Origin of the sequence: Marinobacter sp. C2H3, from assembly GCF_037080155.1 — a bacterium.
In the GTDB taxonomy this organism is placed as follows: Bacteria; Pseudomonadota; Gammaproteobacteria; order Pseudomonadales; family Oleiphilaceae; genus Marinobacter.
This window is the reverse complement of sequence record NZ_JBBBNZ010000006.1, coordinates 12557-32577: the sequence shown is the minus strand read 5'-3', so window position 1 is coordinate 32577 and position 20021 is coordinate 12557. Positions and strand designations below refer to the sequence as shown.

Here is a 20021-nt window from a genome sequence, read left to right as displayed (position 1 = left end):
TGTCAAGGCCGAAAGCCGGTCCGTGCCCCGCCGGCCGGGGGCTGTGCTACACTCGCCGATCGCCGCTGCCGGGGCGTGTCCGGCCGGATAAGGGTATCTACAGAGCAGGATCAGCATGGCATCGCAGCCGGAACCACCGTTGTCTTCATCGCCTACCGGAACCGATTCCGCCGCCCCGGGGTCTGGCGCGCCCAAACCGGCGCCGGGCCTGTTGCGGTCGTCCGGCGTGGTTGGCCTGATGACCCTGCTGTCCCGGGTGCTGGGTCTGGTGAGGGATATGGTGGTGGCCCGATATTTTGGGGCGGGCACCGGCGCCGACGCGTTTTTCGTGGCCTTCAAGATTCCCAACTTTCTGCGCCGGCTGTTCGCCGAGGGTGCGTTCTCTCAGGCCTTTGTGCCGGTGTTGTCGTCCTACCGGGAGCAGGGTGACATTACCGAGGTGCGCCGTCTGGTGAACGCCGTTGCCGGCTCCCTGGGGCTGGTGCTGCTCGGTGTCACCGTGGTGGCCATGATCGGCTCGCCCCTGTTGACGGCGGTTTTTGCGCCGGGCTTTGTCGACGAAACGGTCAAGTTCGGCCTGGCCAGCGACATGCTGCGCATCACCTTTCCTTATCTGCTGCTGATTTCGCTGACGGCCTTTGCCGGCGCTATCCTCAACAGCTACGACCGCTTCGCGGTGCCGGCGTTTACCCCGGTGCTGCTCAACCTCGCGATGATCGCCGCCGCCATCTGGCTGGCGCCGCTGATGGCCGAACCGATCATGGCGCTGGCCTGGGGGGTGTTCATCGCTGGCGCGCTGCAGCTGTTTTTCCAACTGCCGTTCCTGATGCGCCTGGGCCTGCTGCCACGGCCGAAGGTGGATTATCGCCACGAGGGCGTTCGCCGGATACTGACGCTGATGACGCCCGCCCTGTTCGGGGTGTCGGTCAGCCAGATCAACCTGCTGCTGGATACCGTGCTGGCCTCGTTCCTCCAGACCGGCAGCGTGTCCTGGCTGTATTACTCGGACCGGCTCTCGGAGCTGCCCCTCGGGGTGTTCGGGATTGCCATTGCGACCGTGATCCTCCCCAGCCTGTCCCGCAAACACGCCTCCGCCTCCGCCGAGCAGTTTGCCGCCACCCTGGACTGGGCGGTGCGCGCGGTGCTACTGATTGGGGTGCCAGCGGCGCTGGCACTGGCGCTGCTGGCAGAACCGCTGCTGGCCACTCTGTTTGGTTACGGCGAGGTGACCCCGCGGGACCTGGCCATGTCCGCCCAGAGCCTTCGCGCCTATTCGGCGGGCCTGGTGGCGTTCATGCTGATCAAGGTGCTGGCGCCCGGGTTCTTTGCCCGGCAGGACACCCGCACCCCGGTGAAAATCGGCATCATCGCCATGGTGGCCAACATGGTGTTCAACTTGCTTCTCATTGTGCCGCTGGCGCACGCCGGCCTCGCGCTGGCCACCTCGCTCTCCGCCTGGTTGAACGGCGGGCTGTTGTGGCGGGGATTGAAGCGGGAGCAAGCCTGGCGTAGCCAGCCTGGCTGGCCGGTGTTCCTGCTCCGATTGCTGGCGGCCAACGGCGCGCTGGCGGCGGTGATTCTCTGGCTGGTGGGCCCGGCTGCGCGCTGGCTGACGATGTCTGGCAGTGAGAGAGCGCTGGCGATGGCAGGGCTCGTTGGCGCGGGCGTTGTGGCGTATTTTGCGGTCTTGGCACTGGTCGGGGTGCGGATAAGACATTTTCGCATCAGGTAAGGTATAATCGCGCGTTTTCTCACCAGCGTTCCCGCAGCATTCGCCGGACCCGGTCCTGGACCGTGCCGGGCTGAGCGGGCTCGCTGAAAGCCGTTGTACACGCAAGGTTTGTGCTGCATGCGTCTGATCCGGGGCCAGTCTCACCTCAAACAGCTTTCCTCCCGTGCCGATTCGCCGCTGGCGCGCGGCTGTGTTGCCACCATCGGAAATTTTGACGGCGTGCACCTGGGGCACCAGACCATCATTGATCAGGTGAAGAGCAAGGCCCGGGCGTTGGACCTGCCGTCCGTGGTCATGGTGTTTGAGCCCCAGCCCAGGGAGTTCTTCCAGGGTGACGAGGCGCCCCCGCGCCTGATGCCGTTTCGCCAGAAAGTGGACGCTTTGCTGGCCCGCGGCGTGGACCTGGTGCTGTGCCTGCGGTTTGATCAGGGTTTTCGCGAATACTCAGCCCTCGGCTTTATCGACGATGTTCTGGTAAGCGGGCTGGCGGTGCGGCACCTGGTGGTCGGTGACGATTTCCGCTTCGGCTGCGACCGTGCCGGTGATTTTGCGCTGCTGCAGGCCGAAGGCGCCCGCAACGGCTTTACGGTGGAGCACACCCGCACGGTGACGGTGGGGGGCGACCGGGTCAGCAGTACCCGCATCCGCAACTCGCTGGCGGCGAACCGGTTGGACGAGGCCGAAGCGCTGCTCGGCCACCCCTACACGATTGCCGGCAAGGTGGTCTACGGCAAACAGCTGGGGCGGCAGATCAATGCGCCCACCGCCAACCTCCGGCTCCGTCGCACGCCGCCGTTGCGGGGCGTGTACGTGGTGACAGCAACCCTGGCCAACGGCCGCCGCTACGACGGCGTTGCCAACATCGGCACCCGGCCAACGGTGGACGGCACCCGGCCGTCGCTGGAAGTGCACCTGTTTGACTTTGCTGGCACACTCTATGGCCAGCGCCTGGACGTGACCTTCCGCCACGCCCTGCGGGACGAAGTGAAGTTTGATTCCATCGATGCCCTGAAAGACCAGATTGCCCGTGATCAGGATGAGGCCCGGGCCTGGCTCCGGGCCCAGAACGACTGATCGGGACCGGTGAAAACCGGTCCGGCCTAACCGATACAACCCAGACCGAAAGAGTGCGCAGCTGACACCATGAGCGACTACAAGCATACCCTGAACCTGCCGGAAACCGCGTTTCCCATGCGTGGTAACCTGGCCAAGCGCGAGCCGGAGATGCTCCAGCGCTGGCAGGACCTCGACGTCTACGGCACGCTGCGCCAGAAGCGCCAGGGCCGGGACAAGTTCATCCTGCACGATGGCCCCCCGTACGCGAACGGCAGCATTCATATCGGTCACGCGGTCAACAAGATTCTCAAGGACATGATCGTCAAGTCCCGCAGCTTCATGGGCTATGACGCGCCCTATGTACCCGGCTGGGACTGCCACGGCCTGCCTATTGAACACAAGGTGGAACAGGAAATCGGCAAGGCGGGCGTGAAGGTGGATTACAAAACCTTCCGTCAGGCCTGCCGGGATTACGCCACCAAGCAGATCGCCGGGCAGAAGGCTGACTTTATCCGCCTGGGTGTCATGGGCGATTGGGACAAGCCCTACCTGACGATGGACCCGAAGGTGGAAGCGGGCATTGTCCGCGCCCTGGGCAAGATCATCGCCAAGGGCCATCTGGTGCGGGGCTACAAGCCGGTGTACTGGAGCGTGGTGGGCCAGTCGGCGCTGGCCGAGGCGGAAGTGGAATATCAGGACAAGACCTCCACCCAGATCGACGTGCGTTTTACGGCCGTGGATCCGTCGGCGGTGCTGGCGGCCTTCGGCACCGACCGGGGCGAGGGCGATGTGTCCGTGGTGATCTGGACCACCAACCCCTGGACCATTCCGGCGAACCAGGCGGTGTCCCTCGGGGCGGACCTGGAATACGCGCTGGTGCAGCTGGATGTGGGGCAGGGCCCGGAGCGGATGGTGCTGTCCCTGGATATGCTGGATGAGATTCTGGCGCGCTGGGATGTGACCGGCCACGAGGTGCTTGGCACCGTCCGGGGCGCCGCCCTCGAACACCAATTACTGAAGCATCCGGTGTACGACAAGCAGGTGCCGGTGATTCTGGGCGACCACGTCTCCACGGACGCCGGTACCGGTGCCGTGCACACGGCCCCGGACCACGGCATGGAAGACTTCGAGGTGGGCCGCGAGTACGGCATTGGCACCCTCAACCTCGTGAAAGCCGATGGCACCTACACCGAGGCCGCCGGGGAGTTCGCCGGGGTGCACGTGTATAAAGCCGATGAGCCGGTGTGCGCGGCGCTGACCCGGGAAGGCAAACTGGTGCGTTCACAGACCTTCCAGCACAGCTACCCCCACTGCTGGCGCACCAAGACCCCGCTGATTTACCGGGCGACGCCCCAGTGGTTTATCAGCATGGACAAGCACAATCTCCGGGCCGATGCCCTGGAGGCCATCAAGGGCGTGCGCTGGGTGCCGACCTGGGGGCAGAACCGCATCGAGGCCATGTTTGAGCAGAGCCCGGACTGGTGTATTTCCCGCCAGCGTACTTGGGGCGTCCCAATCACCCTGTTCGTGCACAAGGAAACCCAGGCGCTGCATCCGGACACCCAGGCGCTGATCGGCAAGGTCGCTGCCGCCATCGAAGTGGACGGCATTGACGCCTGGTACGAGATCGATGCCCGGGAACTGATCGGCGACGACGCCGACCAGTATGAGAAAGTGCTCGATACCCTGGACGTCTGGTTTGATTCCGGCGTCACCCACGATTCGGTGCTGCGGGTACGGGACGAGCTGGGCCAGTTCCCGGCGGACATGTATCTGGAAGGCTCGGATCAGCACCGTGGCTGGTTCCAGTCGTCCCTGAAAACCTCCATCGCCATGAATGGCGTGGCGCCTTATCGCCAGGTGCTGACCCACGGCTTCACCGTGGATGGCAACGGCCGCAAGATGTCCAAATCCCTGGGCAATGTGATTGCGCCCCAGGAGGTCATGAACGAACTGGGTGCCGACATCCTGCGCCTTTGGGTGGCCGCCACCGACTACAGCGGTGAGATGACCGTCTCCAAGGACATCCTGCGCCAGACCGCGGACGGCTACCGCCGCATCCGCAACACCGCGCGCTTCCTGCTGAGCAACTTGACGGGCTTCGACCCGGCTCAGCACACGGTGGCGCCGGACGACATGATCGCCCTGGACCGCTGGATGGTGCACAAGGCCCTGGAACTGCAGGACGAGCTGAACGAGGATTACCAGAACTACGCGTTCCTGCGCATCTACCAGAAGGTGTACAACTTCTGCGAAGCAACGCTGGGCGGGTTTTATCTGGACATCATCAAGGATCGGCAGTACACCACCCAGGCCGACAGCCTGGCGCGGCGTTCCTGCCAGACCGCGCTGTTCCATGTGGCGGAAGCGCTGGTGCGCTGGGTCGCGCCGATCCTGAGCTTTACTGCCGACGAGATCTGGCAGCACTTGCCCGGGGAGAGGGGCGATACGGTGTTCTACGAGACCTGGTACGAGGGCTTGAGCCGCCTGCCGGCGGACGCCGATTTGGGTGCGGATTTCTGGCAGGACATTCAGGACGTTAAAGAGGCGGTGAACAAGTGCCTGGAAGCGGCCCGGGGACGGGGCGAGATCAAGGGTTCCCTGAGCGCCGAGGTAACGCTGTACTGCGAGGGTGACATGGCCGCGCGCCTTACGGCCCTGGGCGAGGAGCTGCGGTTCGTGCTGATCACCTCCGAGGCCACGGTGCGGCCGGTCTCTGAGGCCTCTGGTGCGGAATCCACCGGCCTTGAAGGCCTGATGGTACAGGTGCGGCCGACGGCCTACGCCAAGTGTGAGCGCTGCTGGCACCATCGGGAAGACGTTGGCACCGACACCCGTTTCCCGGACCTGTGCGGGCGCTGCGTGACCAACGTCGACGGCGCCGGCGAAGCCCGGTCGTTCGCCTGATGGAGGCCGCCATGAGCGCCAAGACCCCCGGTTCCATGCTCCGCTGGCTCTGGCTGGCGGCGCTGGTGCTGGCCCTGGACCTGGGCACCAAGGCGCTGGCCAGCGCCAGCCTCACCTATGCCGACCCGGTGCCGGTGATGCCCATGTTCAACCTGACGCTGCTGCACAACACCGGCGCGGCGTTCAGTTTTCTCGCCGATGCGGAAGGCTGGCAGCGCTGGTTCTTTGTGGTGCTCGCGCTCGGGGTGAGCGTTGCCCTGATCGTCTGGATGCGCCGTCTCAAGGCCGATGAGACCCTGACGGCCATCGCCATCGCGCTGATTCTCGGTGGCGCACTGGGCAACGTGTACGATCGCGTCGTACATGGCTATGTGGTCGATTTCCTGCACCTGTACTGGCGCCAGTGGAATTACCCGGCCTTCAACCTGGCGGACACCGCGATCACCCTCGGTGCCGGCCTGATGATTCTGGACATGTTCCGCAAACCCGCCGGTAAAGGCGGGGATGCCCAACGCGACGAGTAACGCCATGAAAGAGCTTCCTGTGGACAAGGGCACCCGCGTGACCCTGCATTTCGCCCTGAAGATCCAGGGCGGCGAGACCGTGGATTCCACCTTCGACAAAGCCCCGGCCACCCTGGACATCGGCGACGACAACCTGCCGGAGAATTTTGAGGCCTACCTGATGGGCATGGTCGCGGGTGACCGCAAGACGTACGAAGTGCCGCCGGAGCGGGGCTTTGGCCAGCACAACCCCAACAACCTGCAGACCTTCAAGCGCCACGAGTTCAGCGCCGACATGGTGCTGGAGCCGGGCGTGGTGGTGTCGTTCGCCGACGCGCGCCAGCAGGAACTGCCTGGCGTGGTCAGCCGCGTGGAAGGGGACGAGGTGGAGGTGGACTTCAACCATCCGCTGGCGGGGCGTACACTGGAATTTGAGGTGGAAATTCTCGACGTCGAACCGGTAGGAACCGCACACTGATATGAACATCCTGCTCGCCAACCCCCGTGGCTTCTGCGCCGGCGTGGACCGCGCCATAGAAATCGTCAACCGTGCCCTGGAGGTGTTCGGGGCGCCGATCTACGTGCGCCACGAAGTGGTCCACAACAAGTTCGTGGTGGACGACCTCCGGGCCCGTGGCGCAGTGTTCGTGGACGAGCTGGACGAAGTGCCGGACGACACCCTGGTAATTTTCAGCGCCCACGGGGTCTCCCAGGCGGTGCAACAGGAAGCGGCCCGCCGCGGCCTGAAAGTGTTTGACGCCACCTGCCCGCTGGTCACCAAGGTGCACCTGGAAGTGATGCGCTACAGCCGGGACGGCCGGGAGTGCGTGCTGATCGGCCACCACGGCCACCCGGAAGTGGAAGGCACCATGGGCCAGTACGACCGCAGCAACGGGGGCAACATCTACCTGGTGGAAAATGAGCAGGACGTTGAGACCCTCGCGGTGACCGACCCCGATCGGCTCTCCTACGTCACCCAGACGACCCTCTCCATGGACGACACCGCCCGGGTGATCGACGCCCTGCGGGCCCGGTTCCCCAACATTCAGGGCCCCCGCAAGGACGATATCTGCTACGCCACCCAGAACCGCCAGGACGCGGTCAAGCAGCTGGCGGACGGCTGTGACCTGATGCTGGTGGTCGGCTCCCCCAACAGCTCCAACTCCAACCGCCTTCGGGAGCTGTCCGAACGCATGGGTACCCCCGCGCACCTGATCGACAACGCCGCGCAGATTGATCCCGCCTGGCTCGAGGGTAAACAGTCCGTCGGTGTCACCGCCGGGGCCTCCGCCCCCGAAGTCCTGGTTAACGACGTGATCGCCCGCTTGCGGGAACTCGGTGGCCAGACGCCGCAGGAAGTGCCCGGCCGGGAGGAGAATATTGTGTTCTCCATGCCCAAGGAGCTTCGGATTGATGCGGTGAATGTGTCCTGACCCAACGCGTTTGAGCTGAGGCCCGCGATACCGTTACAAAGCGCCTGTTTTGCCTTTTTACGGTCCATAGTGTGCACCGCTTCACGGGTTTATAGGGCTCACCACCGCTTATCCGCCTCAGATTACCGCTTATCGACAGCCCATAGCGCACCCTGCACCGCCTCTCTAAGATGACAAGAGGTTTAGAAAGAGGGGTGACGCATGCCTGCAAAACGGCGCCATGCGGGTTTCACAATGATTGAGCTTCTCGTGACGATCATCGTTCTCGCGATCGTCGCCTCGTATGCTCTGCCATCGTTCGAGCAAACCGTCCTGAACAATCGGTTGACCTCCCAGGTCAATGATGTTTCGAGCCTTGTGGCGTATGCCCGCAGTGAGGCCTCGAAGCTCGATGCTGGCGTGATCACGGTTTGTTCCTCCAGCGACAGCGCGTCGTGTAGCGGGAGCAGTTCCTGGGAGCAAGGGTGGATTGTGTTTCGGGACATTGACGGCGACCGGGTTGTTGATGCGGGTACAGACCGTTTGCTGAAAGTTAGCGGGCCTCTCTCCGGCGGGAACACCCTTCGTATTTCCGGTTTGACCAGTGACGGTGGCGGGTACGCGCAGTTCGCCAGCAACGGCTTCCCGATCCCCTCGGCGACGGGTGCGGCGGCCGGCACGTTGACTGTCTGTGACAGTCGCGGCGCGTCAGAGGCTAAAGCGGTTGTTATCAATATCTCCGGGCAGACCCGACTCGCTCGGGATACCGGTGGTACGGCTGGCGTCGTGAATAACGACAAAGGCAACGATGTTACGTGTCCTTAAAGGCGATTTGACGATGCAAGGTCTGGTGAAGTCTGTCCAAAGAAGGAAGTCGCTTCCGGGAAGCGGGCATCTCGCGAAAGGGTTCACATTGATCGAAATCCTCGTGACGATGTTCATTTTGGCCGTTGGTTTGCTGGGTCTGGCTGGGCTGCTGTTTGAGGGCATGCGGAACAACCAGGGTGCCTATCTTCGAACCCAGGCGACAATTCTGGCCTATGACATGGCGGACCGGATGCGTGCAAACCGTGCCGAAGCACTCAATGGCTCGTATGGGGATTTTTCAACGGCGGACCTGACCTCGTTATCGGTGCCTTCGTGCGCATCGGCATCGACGGGTTGTACAGCAGCGGACCAGGTGTCAGTTGACCAGATTGAGTGGGCCCGGGAGGTTCAGGGAACGGGTTCGGACTTGGCTATGGTTCCAGGTGGCGTTGGCGCAATCACCTATGACGCCACCACGGGAATTTATACCATCACCGTTCAATGGGATGAGGCCAGCCGGGGTGGGGACTCCGGCGAGTCAATCGCTGGCGATAACTCCTACACCGTTCGGTTCGCGTTGTGAGGTGGATAATGCAAATTAGCCGATGCAAAGGATGCCGAGTGGATCGGCGGGTGGATCAAAGCGGGTTGTCCCTTATCGAGCTCATGGTCGCATTGGCGCTGAGCGCGACGCTGATACTGGGTATCTTTACGGTGTATATGGACTCCAGTCGCACCTCCCGTATCGCCACATCGTTAGCGAGGGTTCAGGAGGCGGGTCGCATTGGTGCAGACATCATGGCCCGAGACCTTCGAATGGTCGGTTTTCAGGGGTGTGCGGACCCTGCGGACGTGACGTTGAATGTGATCGCGGAAAACCCGCCGACCTCCGATTTTTTTGAATCAACTCTGCGTGGATGGGAAGTGACTTCCTCAAGCTGGGCAGACGGTACGGAATTTGATGGCACGTCGATTGAGTCTCGGGCACGCATTGGTAGCGACGTTCTTGCCGTTCAGCGTGGAGAGTCTGTGGAGGTTGAGCTGACGGGTAATATGAACGCGGACAATGCCAATATTCAGGTTGGCGGCCCCGATGTGAACCTGTTTGCCCAAAACGATCTCGTTCTGATTTCGGACTGTGAGGCGGCCGATCTGTTCCGGATTTCCAGTCAGCCGAGTTCCAACACATGGGCCCACGCGAACAACGTCAATACCGATAACCGGTTGAGCCAGGCTTACACCGGCTCAGCCAGAATCATGCGTTTCTCGGCGACCGTCTATTTTGTGGCCGATACTGGCCGCAATGATGATCAGGGCAACGACATATTTGCGTTGTATCGGGCGACGAACAACCTTTTAAACAATGCCACGCCCTCTTTCCAGGTGGATGAAATCGTTGAGGGGGTCGAGAGTCTTCAGGTGGAATATGGCGAACTGCTCTCCACCAACAATATTCGCTACGTCACTGCTGATAATGTCGGTGACATGAAGCGGGTTGTGGCCTTGAGGGTTGGATTGCTGGTGAGTGATGCGAATGAGGCTCTCCGTTCCGACGATGCCGCCTCGTATGACCTGCCGGGTGAAACGATTGTCGGGGCGTCCGCTGGAGGAGCATCGTCGGTCACTCATCCCAATGACGATCGCCTTCGCAGAACGTTCATATCCACTGTCATGTTGCGAAACCGGGATTAATACGGTTATGAGGCGTCCGATAATGACCATGTTTAACGATAGCTCCAAGCCTTCAGATCAGCATGGGGCCGCCCTGATCATCAGTCTGATCATTCTGCTCGTACTGACCCTTATCGGGGTTGCGGGGATGAATACATCGGTGATGCAGGAGCGTATGGCCGTAAATTCGCAGAACTCCAACCGGGTGTTTCAGGCCGCTGAGAGCAATGTGCGAGCACTGACGAATCAACTCTATAACAATGACTTGAGCATACTGAGAGAGTCCATGCAGAGCGCCACTGAAAAAAGTGACAAGGTGACGGTCAACACGCTGGACTCGACCAACAAGATAACGGGCAGTTATCAGGCGCGATATCTCGGAGAAATTATTATTACGAGCGGTAGCTCCATGGACGCTAACGAGAGCTCCAGCCAACTCAAAGGGTACCGTTACGAGTTGATTGGAGAAGCCTCAATGGCGAATACGGGGGCTGAAGCTCGCGTCTTCAAAGGCATCGAGTACTACTGATTCGGGTATCAGATTCCGGAGGAATCGAGAGATGGGTAAAAAACATGCGTTTTCCAGATTACCTACCGCAGCGGTGTGCATCGTGGCGTTACTGGGGCTTTTCGGTATCGGTACAGCATCGGCGAAAGAGCCCTCAGGACGAATTATCGATTCGCCTTACGAGGCCGTGGAAGCGGCATCAGTCCGGCTTGTAACAGACGCTTCCGGGCGCGTGGTTCAAATTGTCGCTAAGGCCTGCCCTCAATGCCCAGCGCCATCGATACTACCCTCCGGGGATCTCGTCGTTGAAATTGGGCATAAGCCCGCGACGAAGGAAGAGATTGAAAGGTTCAGTGGATTCCCCGGCGTGATTCACATCAGTCACACCAACAATATGGCTTATCGGGTGTCATTTCTTGGGGTGACCTTAGATGAGGAGGGCGTCAAATGAATCGTCCGTTGAAGCTCAAAACCGTAGGATCCACGTTCATTCTGTGCGTCCTTTCTTTGATAACTCAGCCCGCCCTGGCTGACGATACGGAAATATTCTTTACTCAGAACGCATCGTCGGTGGTTAAGCCGAACATCATGTTTATCATCGACAATTCGGGCAGTATGGACAGCTCGGTGGGCGACACGGGTAAAACTCGCATGCAGGTCGTTCAGGAGGTCACGAACCAACTGATCGATAATATGAAAGACGTTAACGTTGGTCTGATGTCATTCAACGTGGATAAAGCCTGCTATTGGTATAACAACCAGTGCTACTACTACGATGTGACGGAGTCCGGCGGTCACGTGATGTCGACACCGGTTCCGGTCGAGAGCAACCGTTCGACGCTGAAGGATCTGGTTAATTCTCTCGCTCCTATCGGTAATACACCGCTCTCTGAGACCCTCACAGAGGCTGCTCGATACTTCAGGGGAGATGCGGTTGGCTATGATGACGCGCCAATAAGCGCCGCCTTGTCCAATGCGAATACTTACAAATCGCCGGTCAACTATGAGTGCCAGAAAAACCACGTAATTTTTTTGACGGATGGTGAGCCCACTGCCGACAACACCGATGCGTCGATTGGCAATTACATTGGCCAACGGTGCGGGACCCAGGACAGCAACGACAGCAACAACAGTTGTCTGGACGAAGTGGCCGGTTTCCTGGCGACTAAAGACATCAACTCGGATAAGGCGGGCGATCAGTTCGTATTCACCAACACGGTAGGTTTTGCCAGCCAGCAGCAGCTTCTTTCTGATACGGCAAAGGCGGGCAATGGCAAGTACTATCTCGCCGATGATGCCGCAACGCTGACGAAAGCGTTTTCAGATTTTTATCTCGACGTGAGGGCGCAATCGACGACCTATGTTGCTCCGGGTATTGCCGTCAATACGTTCGACCGGCTTAACCACCTCGACGAGCTTTACTATGCACTGTTCCAGCCCGCTAAAGGCGCCATATGGAACGGTAACCTAAAGCGCTACAAGCTCGATATTCAGACGGACGCGACGACAGGCGACTCCAAAGCGGTCATCGTTGATGTGAACGGTAATGCCGCGATTGATCCGACAACAGGATTTTTCAAGGACACGGCTCGCAGTTGGTGGAGCCCTCAAGCGGACGGGAAACAGGTTGACCAGGGAGGCGCCGCGTCTCAGTTGCCGGACGTGACCGCTAACCGAAAGGTGTATTCCAATCTGGCGACGAACACCAACGATCTGTCCAAGGCGGGAAATCAGGTTTCAACGGCGAACGCTAACCTCACGGGAGCCGCATTTGGGAACGCCAGCATGTCATCTGCTGACCTCGCGAAGCTGATCAAATGGACCCGAGGTGTGGACGTGAACGATCAGGACGGTGACGGTAGTACAACTGACGCTCGCAAGTTCTTGGCTGACCCGTTGCACTCAGTTCCGCATCTGATTATCTATGATCCGACGACGACCTCTCAGGACGTAACGATTTACTACGGTGATAATCAGGGATACATCCACGCCGTAAATGGCGCTACGGGCAAAGCCTATTTTTCATTCATTCCGAAGCAGCTACTTAAAAATCAGCCGGCGCTCATGAACAGCACGGAAACGTCATCCAAGGTGTACGGCATGGATGGCACGGTGATTAGCTGGGTCCACGACGATAATTTTGACAACAAGATCGTCGGCGCTGACGGGGATTTTGCCTACATTTACTCCGGGATGCGTCGGGGTGGAAAGGGTTATTACGCCCTCGACGTAACGGACCGTTCTGCGCCGAAATTACTCTGGTCGATTACCGGCGGCGTTGCAGGCACCGCATACAAGGAGATGGGGCAGACCTGGTCCAAACCGGTAAAAACAAAGGTGAATATCAACAACAAGCTTTATGAGGCTCTGATTGTCGGGGGAGGATACGATCCGGATCAGGACACGGCCACCGTGAGAACGGCCGATGATCAGGGGCGCGCCGTTTATATCATTGATGCGTCTACCGGCGCCTTGCTGTGGTGGGCCGGCCCGACTGGCAGCGGAGCCAACCTTGAGCTGGCGGATCTGAAATACAGTATTCCGGCATCGCCCAAGGTCTTGGACGTGAACGGCGATGGCCTGGCTGATCAGATCTATGTTGGTGACATGGGCGGGCAGATCTTCCGATTTGATATTACCAATACCAACAAGGCCACAGAGCTTGCGACCGGCGGTCGAATTGCCAACCTGGCGTCGGATGGCACGGCGGGCGGTGCACGCCGCTTCTATCACTCGCCAGACCTGTTTGGTATCAAGATTGGCGGCGCTCGCTACCTCGGGCTGATCATCGGGTCCGGCTACCAGGCGCACCCGCTGAGCACGGCAACAAACGATAGAATGTACATGCTGAAGATCGCATCGGTCAGTTCGGCGCCGCTGGACCTTACCGATCCAGACAATCCGGTGGTGAGTTACAAGACCATTACCGAGTCCGATCTCTACGACGCGACGGATAACCTGATCCAACAAGGTAACGCGTCGGAGAGAACGGCCGCTGCGGAGTCGTTGGGTGCGAGTGATGGCTGGTACATTCGCTTGACTAATGCCGGCGAGAAGGTGCTTTCAACGAGCACGACGGTAAACAGCGAGGTGTTTATTACCACCTATGAGCCGAAGCCCAGTACTAACCCGTGTGTTCCTTCGACGGGAACCTCCCGGCTTTACCATCTCTCGGTACTGGATGGGCGTGCGGTGCGGAATTACTACACTGCAGACAACAAACCAGCGGACGAGCTAACCAAGGATGATCGGCCGGTAGAGCTGAACACCGCAGGTTTGCCAGCAAATCCGCAGCGGATGCGTGTCGACGATACCGATGTTGTATGTGTGGGCACCGAATGCCGGGCCATCGATACGTTGAAAGGTGTGGTCGAAACCTATTGGTATGAGGACTAATCCGTTGCGAATGAAAGACGCCGAAATCCGAGGCTTCACACTGATCGAACTGCTGATCGTTGTTGCGATTGTTGGGGTGATTGCCGCATTTGCGTATCCCAGCTATCAGCAGTACGTTGAGCGCACCCGGCGCGCCGATGCCCAGGGTGCGCTCATGGAGTTTTCGGCAGCGATGGAGCGCTACTACGCCGGCCAGAATACCTATGCCGGCGCGGCAAGCGGGGGTGCCGACACGGGGGCGCCGGCCATCTTCGGAGACTCGGTTCCGCTTGATGGGGGCAACCCGTTTTACAGCCTGACGATCGAGTCCGCCGATGCGGTGTCTTATACGCTTCGTGCGACGCCCATTGGCCTGCAGGCCGGAGACGGCATGTTAGAGCTCGACTCGACTGGTATCCGGCGGTGGGATCGCGACAACAGTGGCGGCTTTGGTGCCGGAGAAACTACTTGGGATGAGTAGAGAAAAGTGCCCGAAGTGAGCGCTGTCTTCGGGCCGTTACCTTGTAGCTCAGGGACAGGTAACCTTGCCACCCCAACTGAGCGAGATCATCCCATCTCCGTCGTCATCTTGCTCGACTCTGAATCGCCCGACGATGTTGATCGGCATGTAGGACATCGTACTGTGCATGAAGTTCGCGGGGCACAGTACCAGGCTTCCCATGGAGCCGCTGATCATTCCTCGTTCGTCGAATCGGAAGTAGCCTCTTCCCGCTGTCCGACTGTGCAGCTTGAATGCGCCAAGCTCCGGTGCGAATGTGCGTAGCGGGCTTTGGTCCGGTTGTTTGTCGCGATTTTCGTCCACAAAGACGGAAATAGGCCGATTCCAGTCGTCAACACAGGTGTTGTTCGTTGATAACGGGCAAACGGTGATCAGAGAACGCCGGCTTGCCGCTGACCAGCGGGCGTAAGCGAAGACAGTGTGTAGATCGTTGATCACCGTGCGCTGGGTCGACCGCTCAATGAAGCGCCCCCAGCTGTTTGACGCGAAGGCTGCGGTGATGGCCAAAATAGCCAGCATGACAACCAGTTCAATGAGTGTAAAGCCAGCGTGACGCCGAGTTGAAAGCATAGCGATTTCCTTATCATCGGTGTTCTTGCGATGGCATCCTGCCATCGATAAACGAGTTTACATCATGGCGATTATATCGTTCCGGACCTCCCCCTCATTTCGACTACCCAACAACTTACTCCATTCCCAGCTTCTTCAACCGATACCGTAATGCCCGAAAACTGATCCCCAGCCGTTTTGCCGCGGCCGTCTTGTTCCAGCGGGTCGCCTCCAACGCCTTTTCAATCGCCTGGCGTTCAATCGCTTCGAGATACCCTTCCAGGTCGATTTCACCCTCGGGCACATGGGCCGCGCTGGCACCGCCGTCCGGGTCGCTGGCGGCGATCTGCTGGGTCAAGGAGGGGCCGGGGGCGGAGCCGAGGCTCAGATCGCCGGCGTCGATGCGGTCTTCGTCGCACAGGGTAAACGCCCGCTCCAGAATATTTTCCAGTTCACGGACGTTCCCCGGGAACCGATAGCGCTGCAATTCAGCGATTGCTGCGGGCGTGAGGGTGGCCGGGTCGCAGTCGTACTCGTCCGCCATGCGCCGGAGGATGTGGTTAGCCAGCAGTGGGATGTCGTCGGCCCGGTCCCGCAGGGGCGGTACGGACAGTTCGATCACGTTGATGCGATAAAACAGATCCTGGCGGAACTGGCCCTGGGCCACGAGTTCCGGCAGGTTCTTGTGGGTAGCGCTGAGCACGCGGATGTCCACCGGAATCTCCTGGGTGTCGCCCACCGGGCGCACGGCTTTTTCCTGAATGGCCCGCAGCAGTTTCACCTGCATTGCCAGGGGCAAATCTGCGACTTCATCCAGGAAGAGCGTGCCCCCGTCGGCGGAACGGAACAGGCCGGCCTTGTTTTCCACGGCGCCGGTGAAGCTGCCTTTCTTATGGCCGAAGAATTCGCTCTCCATCAGCTCGGAGGGAATCGCACCGCAGTTGACCGCCACAAACGGCCCATCCCGGCGGGGCCCCTGCAGGTGAATCATGCGGGCCACCAGCTCCTTGCCGCTGCCGGACTCGCCGCTGATGAACACCGGTGCCTGGCTGCGGGCGAGTTTGCGGGTCTGGTTGCGCAGCTTGCGGATCTGCGGCGAATTGCCCAGCAGGAGGCCCTGTTCATCCGGCTCGATCGCCGTGGATGGGCCGGGCTCGGACAGTCGCAGAGCGGTCTGGATCAGCTCCCTTAAACGCGGCAATTCGACCGGTTTGGAGACGAAATCGAAGGCGCCGGCTTTCAGCGATTCAATGGCGGTTTCCATGTTGCCGTAGGCGGTGATCACCGCCACCGGCGTGGACGGCAGGTGTTGCTGGATCCAGGCCACCAGCTCAATGCCATTGCCGTCCGGCAGGTTCATGTCGGTCAGGCACAGGTGGGGGCGGTGCCGTTCCAGCAGGGCGCGGGCCTGGGCCAGGTTCTCGGCGGTGTGGGTGGTGATGCCCATGCGGGTCAGGGTGATGTCCAGGAGGTCCCGGATGTCCGGCTCGTCGTCGACGATCAGTACGGTGTGTTCGGTCATGGTCGGGTGTCGTGTCCGTGTCAGTCTGGGGCCTGTGCCCTGGCGCTTCGGTGATTCAGATCATCCGCCCGGGGTGGGCGAAGGTTATGCGAAAACGGCACCCGGGTTGCCCGTCGTCCACCAGCGACAGATGCGCCTGATTAGCCTCGCACAGTTCCCGGGCCAGATAAAGGCCGAGTCCGGTGCCGCTTTTGTCGGTAGTGAAAAACGGCTCGAAGATCGCGGCGCGGTCGGCGCCGGTGATGCCCGGGCCCGCATCGCGGATATCCAGGTAGGCCCGCTGCCGGTCTTCCGTCGGGCCGGTCGCCAGCTCGATCCAGCGCTGGCCGGTCTGTTGCTGGCTGTAGCGAAGTCCATTGTCACACAGGTTCACCAGCACCTGCTCGATCTGGCTCTTGTCAAAACGTGCCGCTGGAGTGTCCGCGTCAATTTGCAGGTCGATGGTCGCCGGCGCCGTATGGTCATCCTGGGTCTGCAGGTAGTCCCTCCGGAATTCCTGCAGCCAGACGGGAATGTCCACCAGTTCGGCGTTAGCGGTTCGGCGACGGGACAGGTCCAGTACGTTCTCGATGATGCCGTTTACCCGGCGGGAGTGGCGGCGGATGATGTCCAGCATTCGGCGATCCCCGTCGTCCAGGCTTGGGGACTCTTCCATCAATTGGGCGGCATGGCTGATCGCTCCGAGAGGGTTGCGGATCTCATGGGCGATACCGGCGGTTAACCGGCCCAGGGAGGCGAGTTTCATCTGCTGGGCCTGCTGGGTCACCTTGCTCATGTCTTCGAGGAAAACCAGCACCAGATCCCCCCGCTCCTGATCCAGGCGGGTAAAGTTTGCCTGAAGGGGCGGGGAGGCGGGCGTCGGCTGGAACGACTCCAGGCGCCGGCGCGGGTCCCGAAGCCAGGCGTCGAGTCCCTGGCGAAGAGGTTTTGGCAACACCAGGGCGGGCTGGGGCGTCTGTGCCTGTACCGCGGCCGTTCCAACCAGAAGCTCTTCGGCGGCTGCGTTGGCGAGCCGCACTTGGCCAAACCGGTCCAGCACCAGAATGCCGGTGCGCATGCGCTGGATGATCTGGCGGTTGATCTGCTCGAGCTCCGCGAGGCTTCGGGCCCGGCTGGAGGCAAGGGCTTCGCTCCGTATCATCCGGCGGGAAATGTTCTGGAGCACAAATGCGGCCGCGAAATACAGAATGCCGAGGGAGCCTGCGCGGACAATGTCGTCGGCGTGGCCATCCACCGCCAGGGCCGCCCAGGCCGAAATGCCCAGAGAGCAGATGGCCGCGAGGGCCGCGTAAAACGTGCCCATTCGGCTGGGGGTGAGAATGTTGCCGGCGGCTACCGAGACGATCACCAGGTTGGCCAGGCCGTTGGTGATGCCGGTGCTGGTCAGCAGCAGCGCGTGCATCACAACAATGTCCAGTGCAATGGACAGGGCAATGTGCCGCTGGCTGGGACGAAAGCCGGCAAGCAGGATCAGCGCAATGAACCCGTTCAGCGCCAGGTAGGTGATAACGCCGGACTGGTAGTAATCCTGCCAGCGAAAACGGGCGTCGAGGGTGATGGGATCAACAAACAGCAGCGCCACCAGAACCGCGCTGACGACGAGGCGGTAATAGTTGTAGATCCGGAACAGTTTGGCCTGCTGCAGGTTCGGGGCCGGGGCTCCGTAGGGCTGGTCAGCGAGGGTGGGGCGTTGGGTCAACATAACGTCCTTGAATGCAGGTCTACAGAAGAAATCCGGCCTCAGCCGCGGTTATAATAGCCTTTTCGTGGCAACGAGTTACAGGAGCCCAGTTTATGCCGTCCTCAGGGAACGCCCCGGCCAGTGCTGCCGGACACGAATTGCGCGTGGTCATGGCCCAGTCCGATTTTCTGGTGGGAGACATCCCCGGCAACACCCAGCGGGTCATTGACGCCACCCGCGAGGCCGAGCAGCGGCACCAGGCGGACATCGTCGTGTTCCCGGAGCTGTGTCTGAGTGGCTACCCGCCGGAGGATCTGCTGCTGCGCCCAAGCATGGACCTGCGCATCGCCGAGGCCGTTGAGGTGCTTTGCGGGGCCGGCCTGAATGCCGCCATTGTGGTCGGTGCGCCGCTGCGCGACCGGGGACTGCTTTATAACGGTGCCCTGGTGATTGAGAGTGGTGCCGTGGTGGCCCGCTACTTCAAGCGTTTTCCGCCCAACTATCAGGTGTTCGATGAGAAGCGATATTTTGCCGAAGGCACGGAGACTCTGGTGCTGCGCCTTCGGGGCGTGAACGTGGGCATCACCGTGTGTGAGGACATCTGGAAGGACGGACCCGTAGAAGACTGCGCGGCTGCCGGTGCCCGGCTGATTCTGAACCTGAATGCGTCGCCCTATGACATCGGCAAGCAGAACCGGCGTAAGGCGTTGCTCGAGCGCAAGGCCCGGGATAACGGCGTCAGCATTGTTTACGTGAACCTGATGGGCGGCCAGGACGAGCTGGTGTTCGATGGCGGCTCGATGGTGTTCGACCATTCCGGCCGGTTGTGCGCGGAGGCTCCTCAGTTTGCCGAAGGGCTGTACCCGGTGACCTTCCTCTGCGAGCACCACTGCCAGCCGATCTCCCAGCCGCTGCCGGAAGAGCCTTCCCTGGAGGCAAACGTTTACCGGGCGCTGGTGACCGGGGTGCGGGATTACGTCAACAAGAACGGCTTCCGGTCGGTGGTGCTTGGCCTTTCCGGTGGCATCGACTCGGCGGTGACTCTGGCGGTGGCCGTGGATGCCTTGGGCAAAGATCGGGTCCGGGCGGTGATGATGCCGTTCCGCTACACCTCCAGCATGAGCCTGGAGGACGCCGAAGCCGAGGCAACGCTGCTGGGTGTGCAGTACGAGGTGCTCTCCATCGAGCCGCTGTACGACGCCTTCATGCACACCCTGGCGGGCCCGTTCGAGGGCACGCGCCCTGACACCACGGAGGAAAACCTCCAGGCCCGGCTTCGGGGCGTGCTGTTGATGTCCCTGTCCAACAAGTTCGGCTCGCTGGTGCTGACCACCGGCAACAAGAGCGAGATGGCCGTCGGTTACTCAACCCTGTACGGCGACATGGCCGGCGGTTTCGACGTGCTGAAGGATGTGCCCAAGACCCTGGTGTTCCGCCTGGCCCGGTACCGGAATACGGTGTCTCCCGCCATTCCCGAGCGGGTGATCACCCGGCCGCCGTCTGCGGAGCTGGCGCCTGACCAGAAGGACGAAGACAGCCTGCCCGGTTATGACGTGCTGGACCAGATCCTGAATCTCTACGTGGAGCGGGACTTCAGCGCCGAGGCCATCATCGCCGAGGGCTTTGATCGGGAGGACGTCGAGCGTACCGTGCGGCTTGTGGACATCAACGAATACAAGCGCCGGCAAGCGCCGATTGGGGTGCGCATCACCGAGCGGGGCTTTGGCAAGGACCGCCGGTATCCGATTACCAATGGGTGGAAGAGCGGGAAGTAGGGT

The 20021-nt window shown here is 60.9% G+C and carries 17 protein-coding genes; 14 read left to right on the top strand and 3 right to left on the bottom strand.

The genetic code is table 11. The features are described 5' to 3' along the window. Positions 1–115: 115 nt before the first annotated feature. The 13 genes from murJ to V3388_RS14710 all read left to right on the top strand — a co-directional run bounded on the left by murJ (position 116) and on the right by V3388_RS14710 (position 14452). Positions 116–1732: a murein biosynthesis integral membrane protein MurJ gene (gene murJ, locus V3388_RS14770; RefSeq protein ID WP_336368345.1), complete on the top strand. Its 1617-nt coding sequence runs from the start codon at positions 116–118 to the stop codon at positions 1730–1732. Between the two features lie 117 nt (positions 1733–1849). After that, a complete protein-coding gene (ribF, locus tag V3388_RS14765; protein ID WP_336368344.1) occupies positions 1850–2806 on the top strand; it encodes a bifunctional riboflavin kinase/FAD synthetase in 957 nt (318 codons plus the stop codon). Positions 2807–2875: 69 nt separating this feature from the next. Then, the gene (gene ileS, locus V3388_RS14760; protein ID WP_336368343.1) at positions 2876–5695 is read left to right on the top strand and encodes an isoleucine--tRNA ligase; all 2820 of its coding nucleotides are present in this window, start codon (positions 2876–2878) and stop codon (positions 5693–5695) included. An 11-nt stretch (positions 5696–5706) separates the two neighbouring features. Continuing rightward, complete coding sequence (lspA, locus tag V3388_RS14755) at positions 5707–6219, top strand: signal peptidase II (RefSeq protein WP_442915657.1); 513 nt, start codon at positions 5707–5709, stop codon at positions 6217–6219. A gap of 4 nt (positions 6220–6223) precedes the next feature. Continuing rightward, complete coding sequence (locus V3388_RS14750) at positions 6224–6676, top strand: FKBP-type peptidyl-prolyl cis-trans isomerase (RefSeq protein ID WP_336368341.1); 453 nt, start codon at positions 6224–6226, stop codon at positions 6674–6676. A gap of 1 nt (position 6677) precedes the next feature. Then, positions 6678–7631, top strand: a complete 954-nt coding sequence (ispH, locus tag V3388_RS14745) for a 4-hydroxy-3-methylbut-2-enyl diphosphate reductase (protein ID WP_336368340.1) — start codon at positions 6678–6680, stop codon at positions 7629–7631. A gap of 201 nt (positions 7632–7832) precedes the next feature. Next, positions 7833–8435, top strand: a complete 603-nt coding sequence (locus tag V3388_RS14740) for a GspH/FimT family pseudopilin (protein WP_336368339.1) — start codon at positions 7833–7835, stop codon at positions 8433–8435. A 13-nt stretch (positions 8436–8448) separates the two neighbouring features. Then, positions 8449–9000, top strand: coding sequence for a type IV pilus modification protein PilV (gene pilV / locus V3388_RS14735; RefSeq protein ID WP_336368338.1), 552 nt, complete (start codon positions 8449–8451; stop codon positions 8998–9000). 38 nt (positions 9001–9038) lie between these two features. Continuing rightward, positions 9039–10109, top strand: a complete 1071-nt coding sequence (locus V3388_RS14730) for a PilW family protein (protein WP_336368337.1) — start codon at positions 9039–9041, stop codon at positions 10107–10109. A 22-nt stretch (positions 10110–10131) separates the two neighbouring features. Then, on the top strand, positions 10132–10617 hold the full coding sequence (locus V3388_RS14725; protein WP_336368336.1) for a PilX N-terminal domain-containing pilus assembly protein: 486 nt from the start codon (positions 10132–10134) through the stop codon (positions 10615–10617). A gap of 31 nt (positions 10618–10648) precedes the next feature. After that, complete coding sequence (locus tag V3388_RS14720; RefSeq protein ID WP_336368335.1) at positions 10649–11047, top strand: hypothetical protein; 399 nt, start codon at positions 10649–10651, stop codon at positions 11045–11047. After that, positions 11044–13992, top strand: coding sequence for a pilus assembly protein (locus V3388_RS14715; RefSeq protein ID WP_336368334.1), 2949 nt, complete (start codon positions 11044–11046; stop codon positions 13990–13992). Before V3388_RS14720 ends, V3388_RS14715 begins: the two co-directional genes overlap by 4 nt. A gap of 10 nt (positions 13993–14002) precedes the next feature. Next, positions 14003–14452: a type IV pilin protein gene (locus V3388_RS14710; RefSeq protein WP_336368333.1), complete on the top strand. Its 450-nt coding sequence runs from the start codon at positions 14003–14005 to the stop codon at positions 14450–14452. A gap of 48 nt (positions 14453–14500) precedes the next feature. Here V3388_RS14710 and V3388_RS14705 read toward each other — a convergent pair whose 3' ends face one another. From V3388_RS14705 to V3388_RS14695, 3 genes are all read right to left on the bottom strand, one after another. Next, positions 14501–15061 (bottom strand): GspH/FimT family pseudopilin, encoded by a 561-nt coding sequence (locus tag V3388_RS14705; RefSeq protein WP_336368332.1) that lies wholly within the window; start codon positions 15059–15061, stop codon positions 14501–14503. Between the two features lie 115 nt (positions 15062–15176). After that, positions 15177–16562: a sigma-54-dependent transcriptional regulator gene (locus V3388_RS14700; protein WP_336368331.1), complete on the bottom strand. Its 1386-nt coding sequence runs from the start codon at positions 16560–16562 to the stop codon at positions 15177–15179. A 55-nt stretch (positions 16563–16617) separates the two neighbouring features. Beyond that, positions 16618–18264 (bottom strand): sensor histidine kinase, encoded by a 1647-nt coding sequence (locus V3388_RS14695; protein WP_336368330.1) that lies wholly within the window; start codon positions 18262–18264, stop codon positions 16618–16620. A 92-nt stretch (positions 18265–18356) separates the two neighbouring features. Here V3388_RS14695 and V3388_RS14690 point away from each other — a divergent pair, with 92 nt between their 5' ends. Beyond that, positions 18357–20018 carry an NAD+ synthase gene (locus tag V3388_RS14690; protein WP_336368329.1) on the top strand — a complete coding sequence of 554 codons (1662 nt, stop codon included), beginning with the start codon at positions 18357–18359 and terminating at the stop codon, positions 20016–20018. The last annotated feature ends 3 nt before the right edge of the window (positions 20019–20021 follow it).

Excerpts from the sequence above, each read along its gene's own strand:
- murJ (WP_336368345.1), top strand. The coding sequence starts at position 116 with ATGGCATCGCAGCCGGAACCACCGTTGTCTTCATCGCCTACCGGAACC.
- ribF (WP_336368344.1), top strand. The coding sequence starts at position 1,850 with ATGCGTCTGATCCGGGGCCAGTCTCACCTCAAACAGCTTTCCTCCCGT.
- ileS (WP_336368343.1), top strand. The coding sequence starts at position 2,876 with ATGAGCGACTACAAGCATACCCTGAACCTGCCGGAAACCGCGTTTCCC.
- lspA (WP_442915657.1), top strand. The coding sequence starts at position 5,707 with ATGAGCGCCAAGACCCCCGGTTCCATGCTCCGCTGGCTCTGGCTGGCG.
- V3388_RS14750 (WP_336368341.1), top strand. The coding sequence starts at position 6,224 with ATGAAAGAGCTTCCTGTGGACAAGGGCACCCGCGTGACCCTGCATTTC.
- ispH (WP_336368340.1), top strand. The coding sequence starts at position 6,678 with ATGAACATCCTGCTCGCCAACCCCCGTGGCTTCTGCGCCGGCGTGGAC.
- V3388_RS14740 (WP_336368339.1), top strand. The coding sequence starts at position 7,833 with ATGCCTGCAAAACGGCGCCATGCGGGTTTCACAATGATTGAGCTTCTC.
- pilV (WP_336368338.1), top strand. The coding sequence starts at position 8,449 with ATGCAAGGTCTGGTGAAGTCTGTCCAAAGAAGGAAGTCGCTTCCGGGA.
- V3388_RS14725 (WP_336368336.1), top strand. The coding sequence starts at position 10,132 with ATGACCATGTTTAACGATAGCTCCAAGCCTTCAGATCAGCATGGGGCC.
- V3388_RS14720 (WP_336368335.1), top strand. The coding sequence starts at position 10,649 with ATGGGTAAAAAACATGCGTTTTCCAGATTACCTACCGCAGCGGTGTGC.
- V3388_RS14715 (WP_336368334.1), top strand. The coding sequence starts at position 11,044 with ATGAATCGTCCGTTGAAGCTCAAAACCGTAGGATCCACGTTCATTCTG.
- V3388_RS14710 (WP_336368333.1), top strand. The coding sequence starts at position 14,003 with ATGAAAGACGCCGAAATCCGAGGCTTCACACTGATCGAACTGCTGATC.
- V3388_RS14705 (WP_336368332.1), bottom strand. The coding sequence starts at position 15,061 with ATGCTTTCAACTCGGCGTCACGCTGGCTTTACACTCATTGAACTGGTT.
- V3388_RS14700 (WP_336368331.1), bottom strand. The coding sequence starts at position 16,562 with ATGACCGAACACACCGTACTGATCGTCGACGACGAGCCGGACATCCGG.
- V3388_RS14695 (WP_336368330.1), bottom strand. The coding sequence starts at position 18,264 with ATGTTGACCCAACGCCCCACCCTCGCTGACCAGCCCTACGGAGCCCCG.
- V3388_RS14690 (WP_336368329.1), top strand. The coding sequence starts at position 18,357 with ATGCCGTCCTCAGGGAACGCCCCGGCCAGTGCTGCCGGACACGAATTG.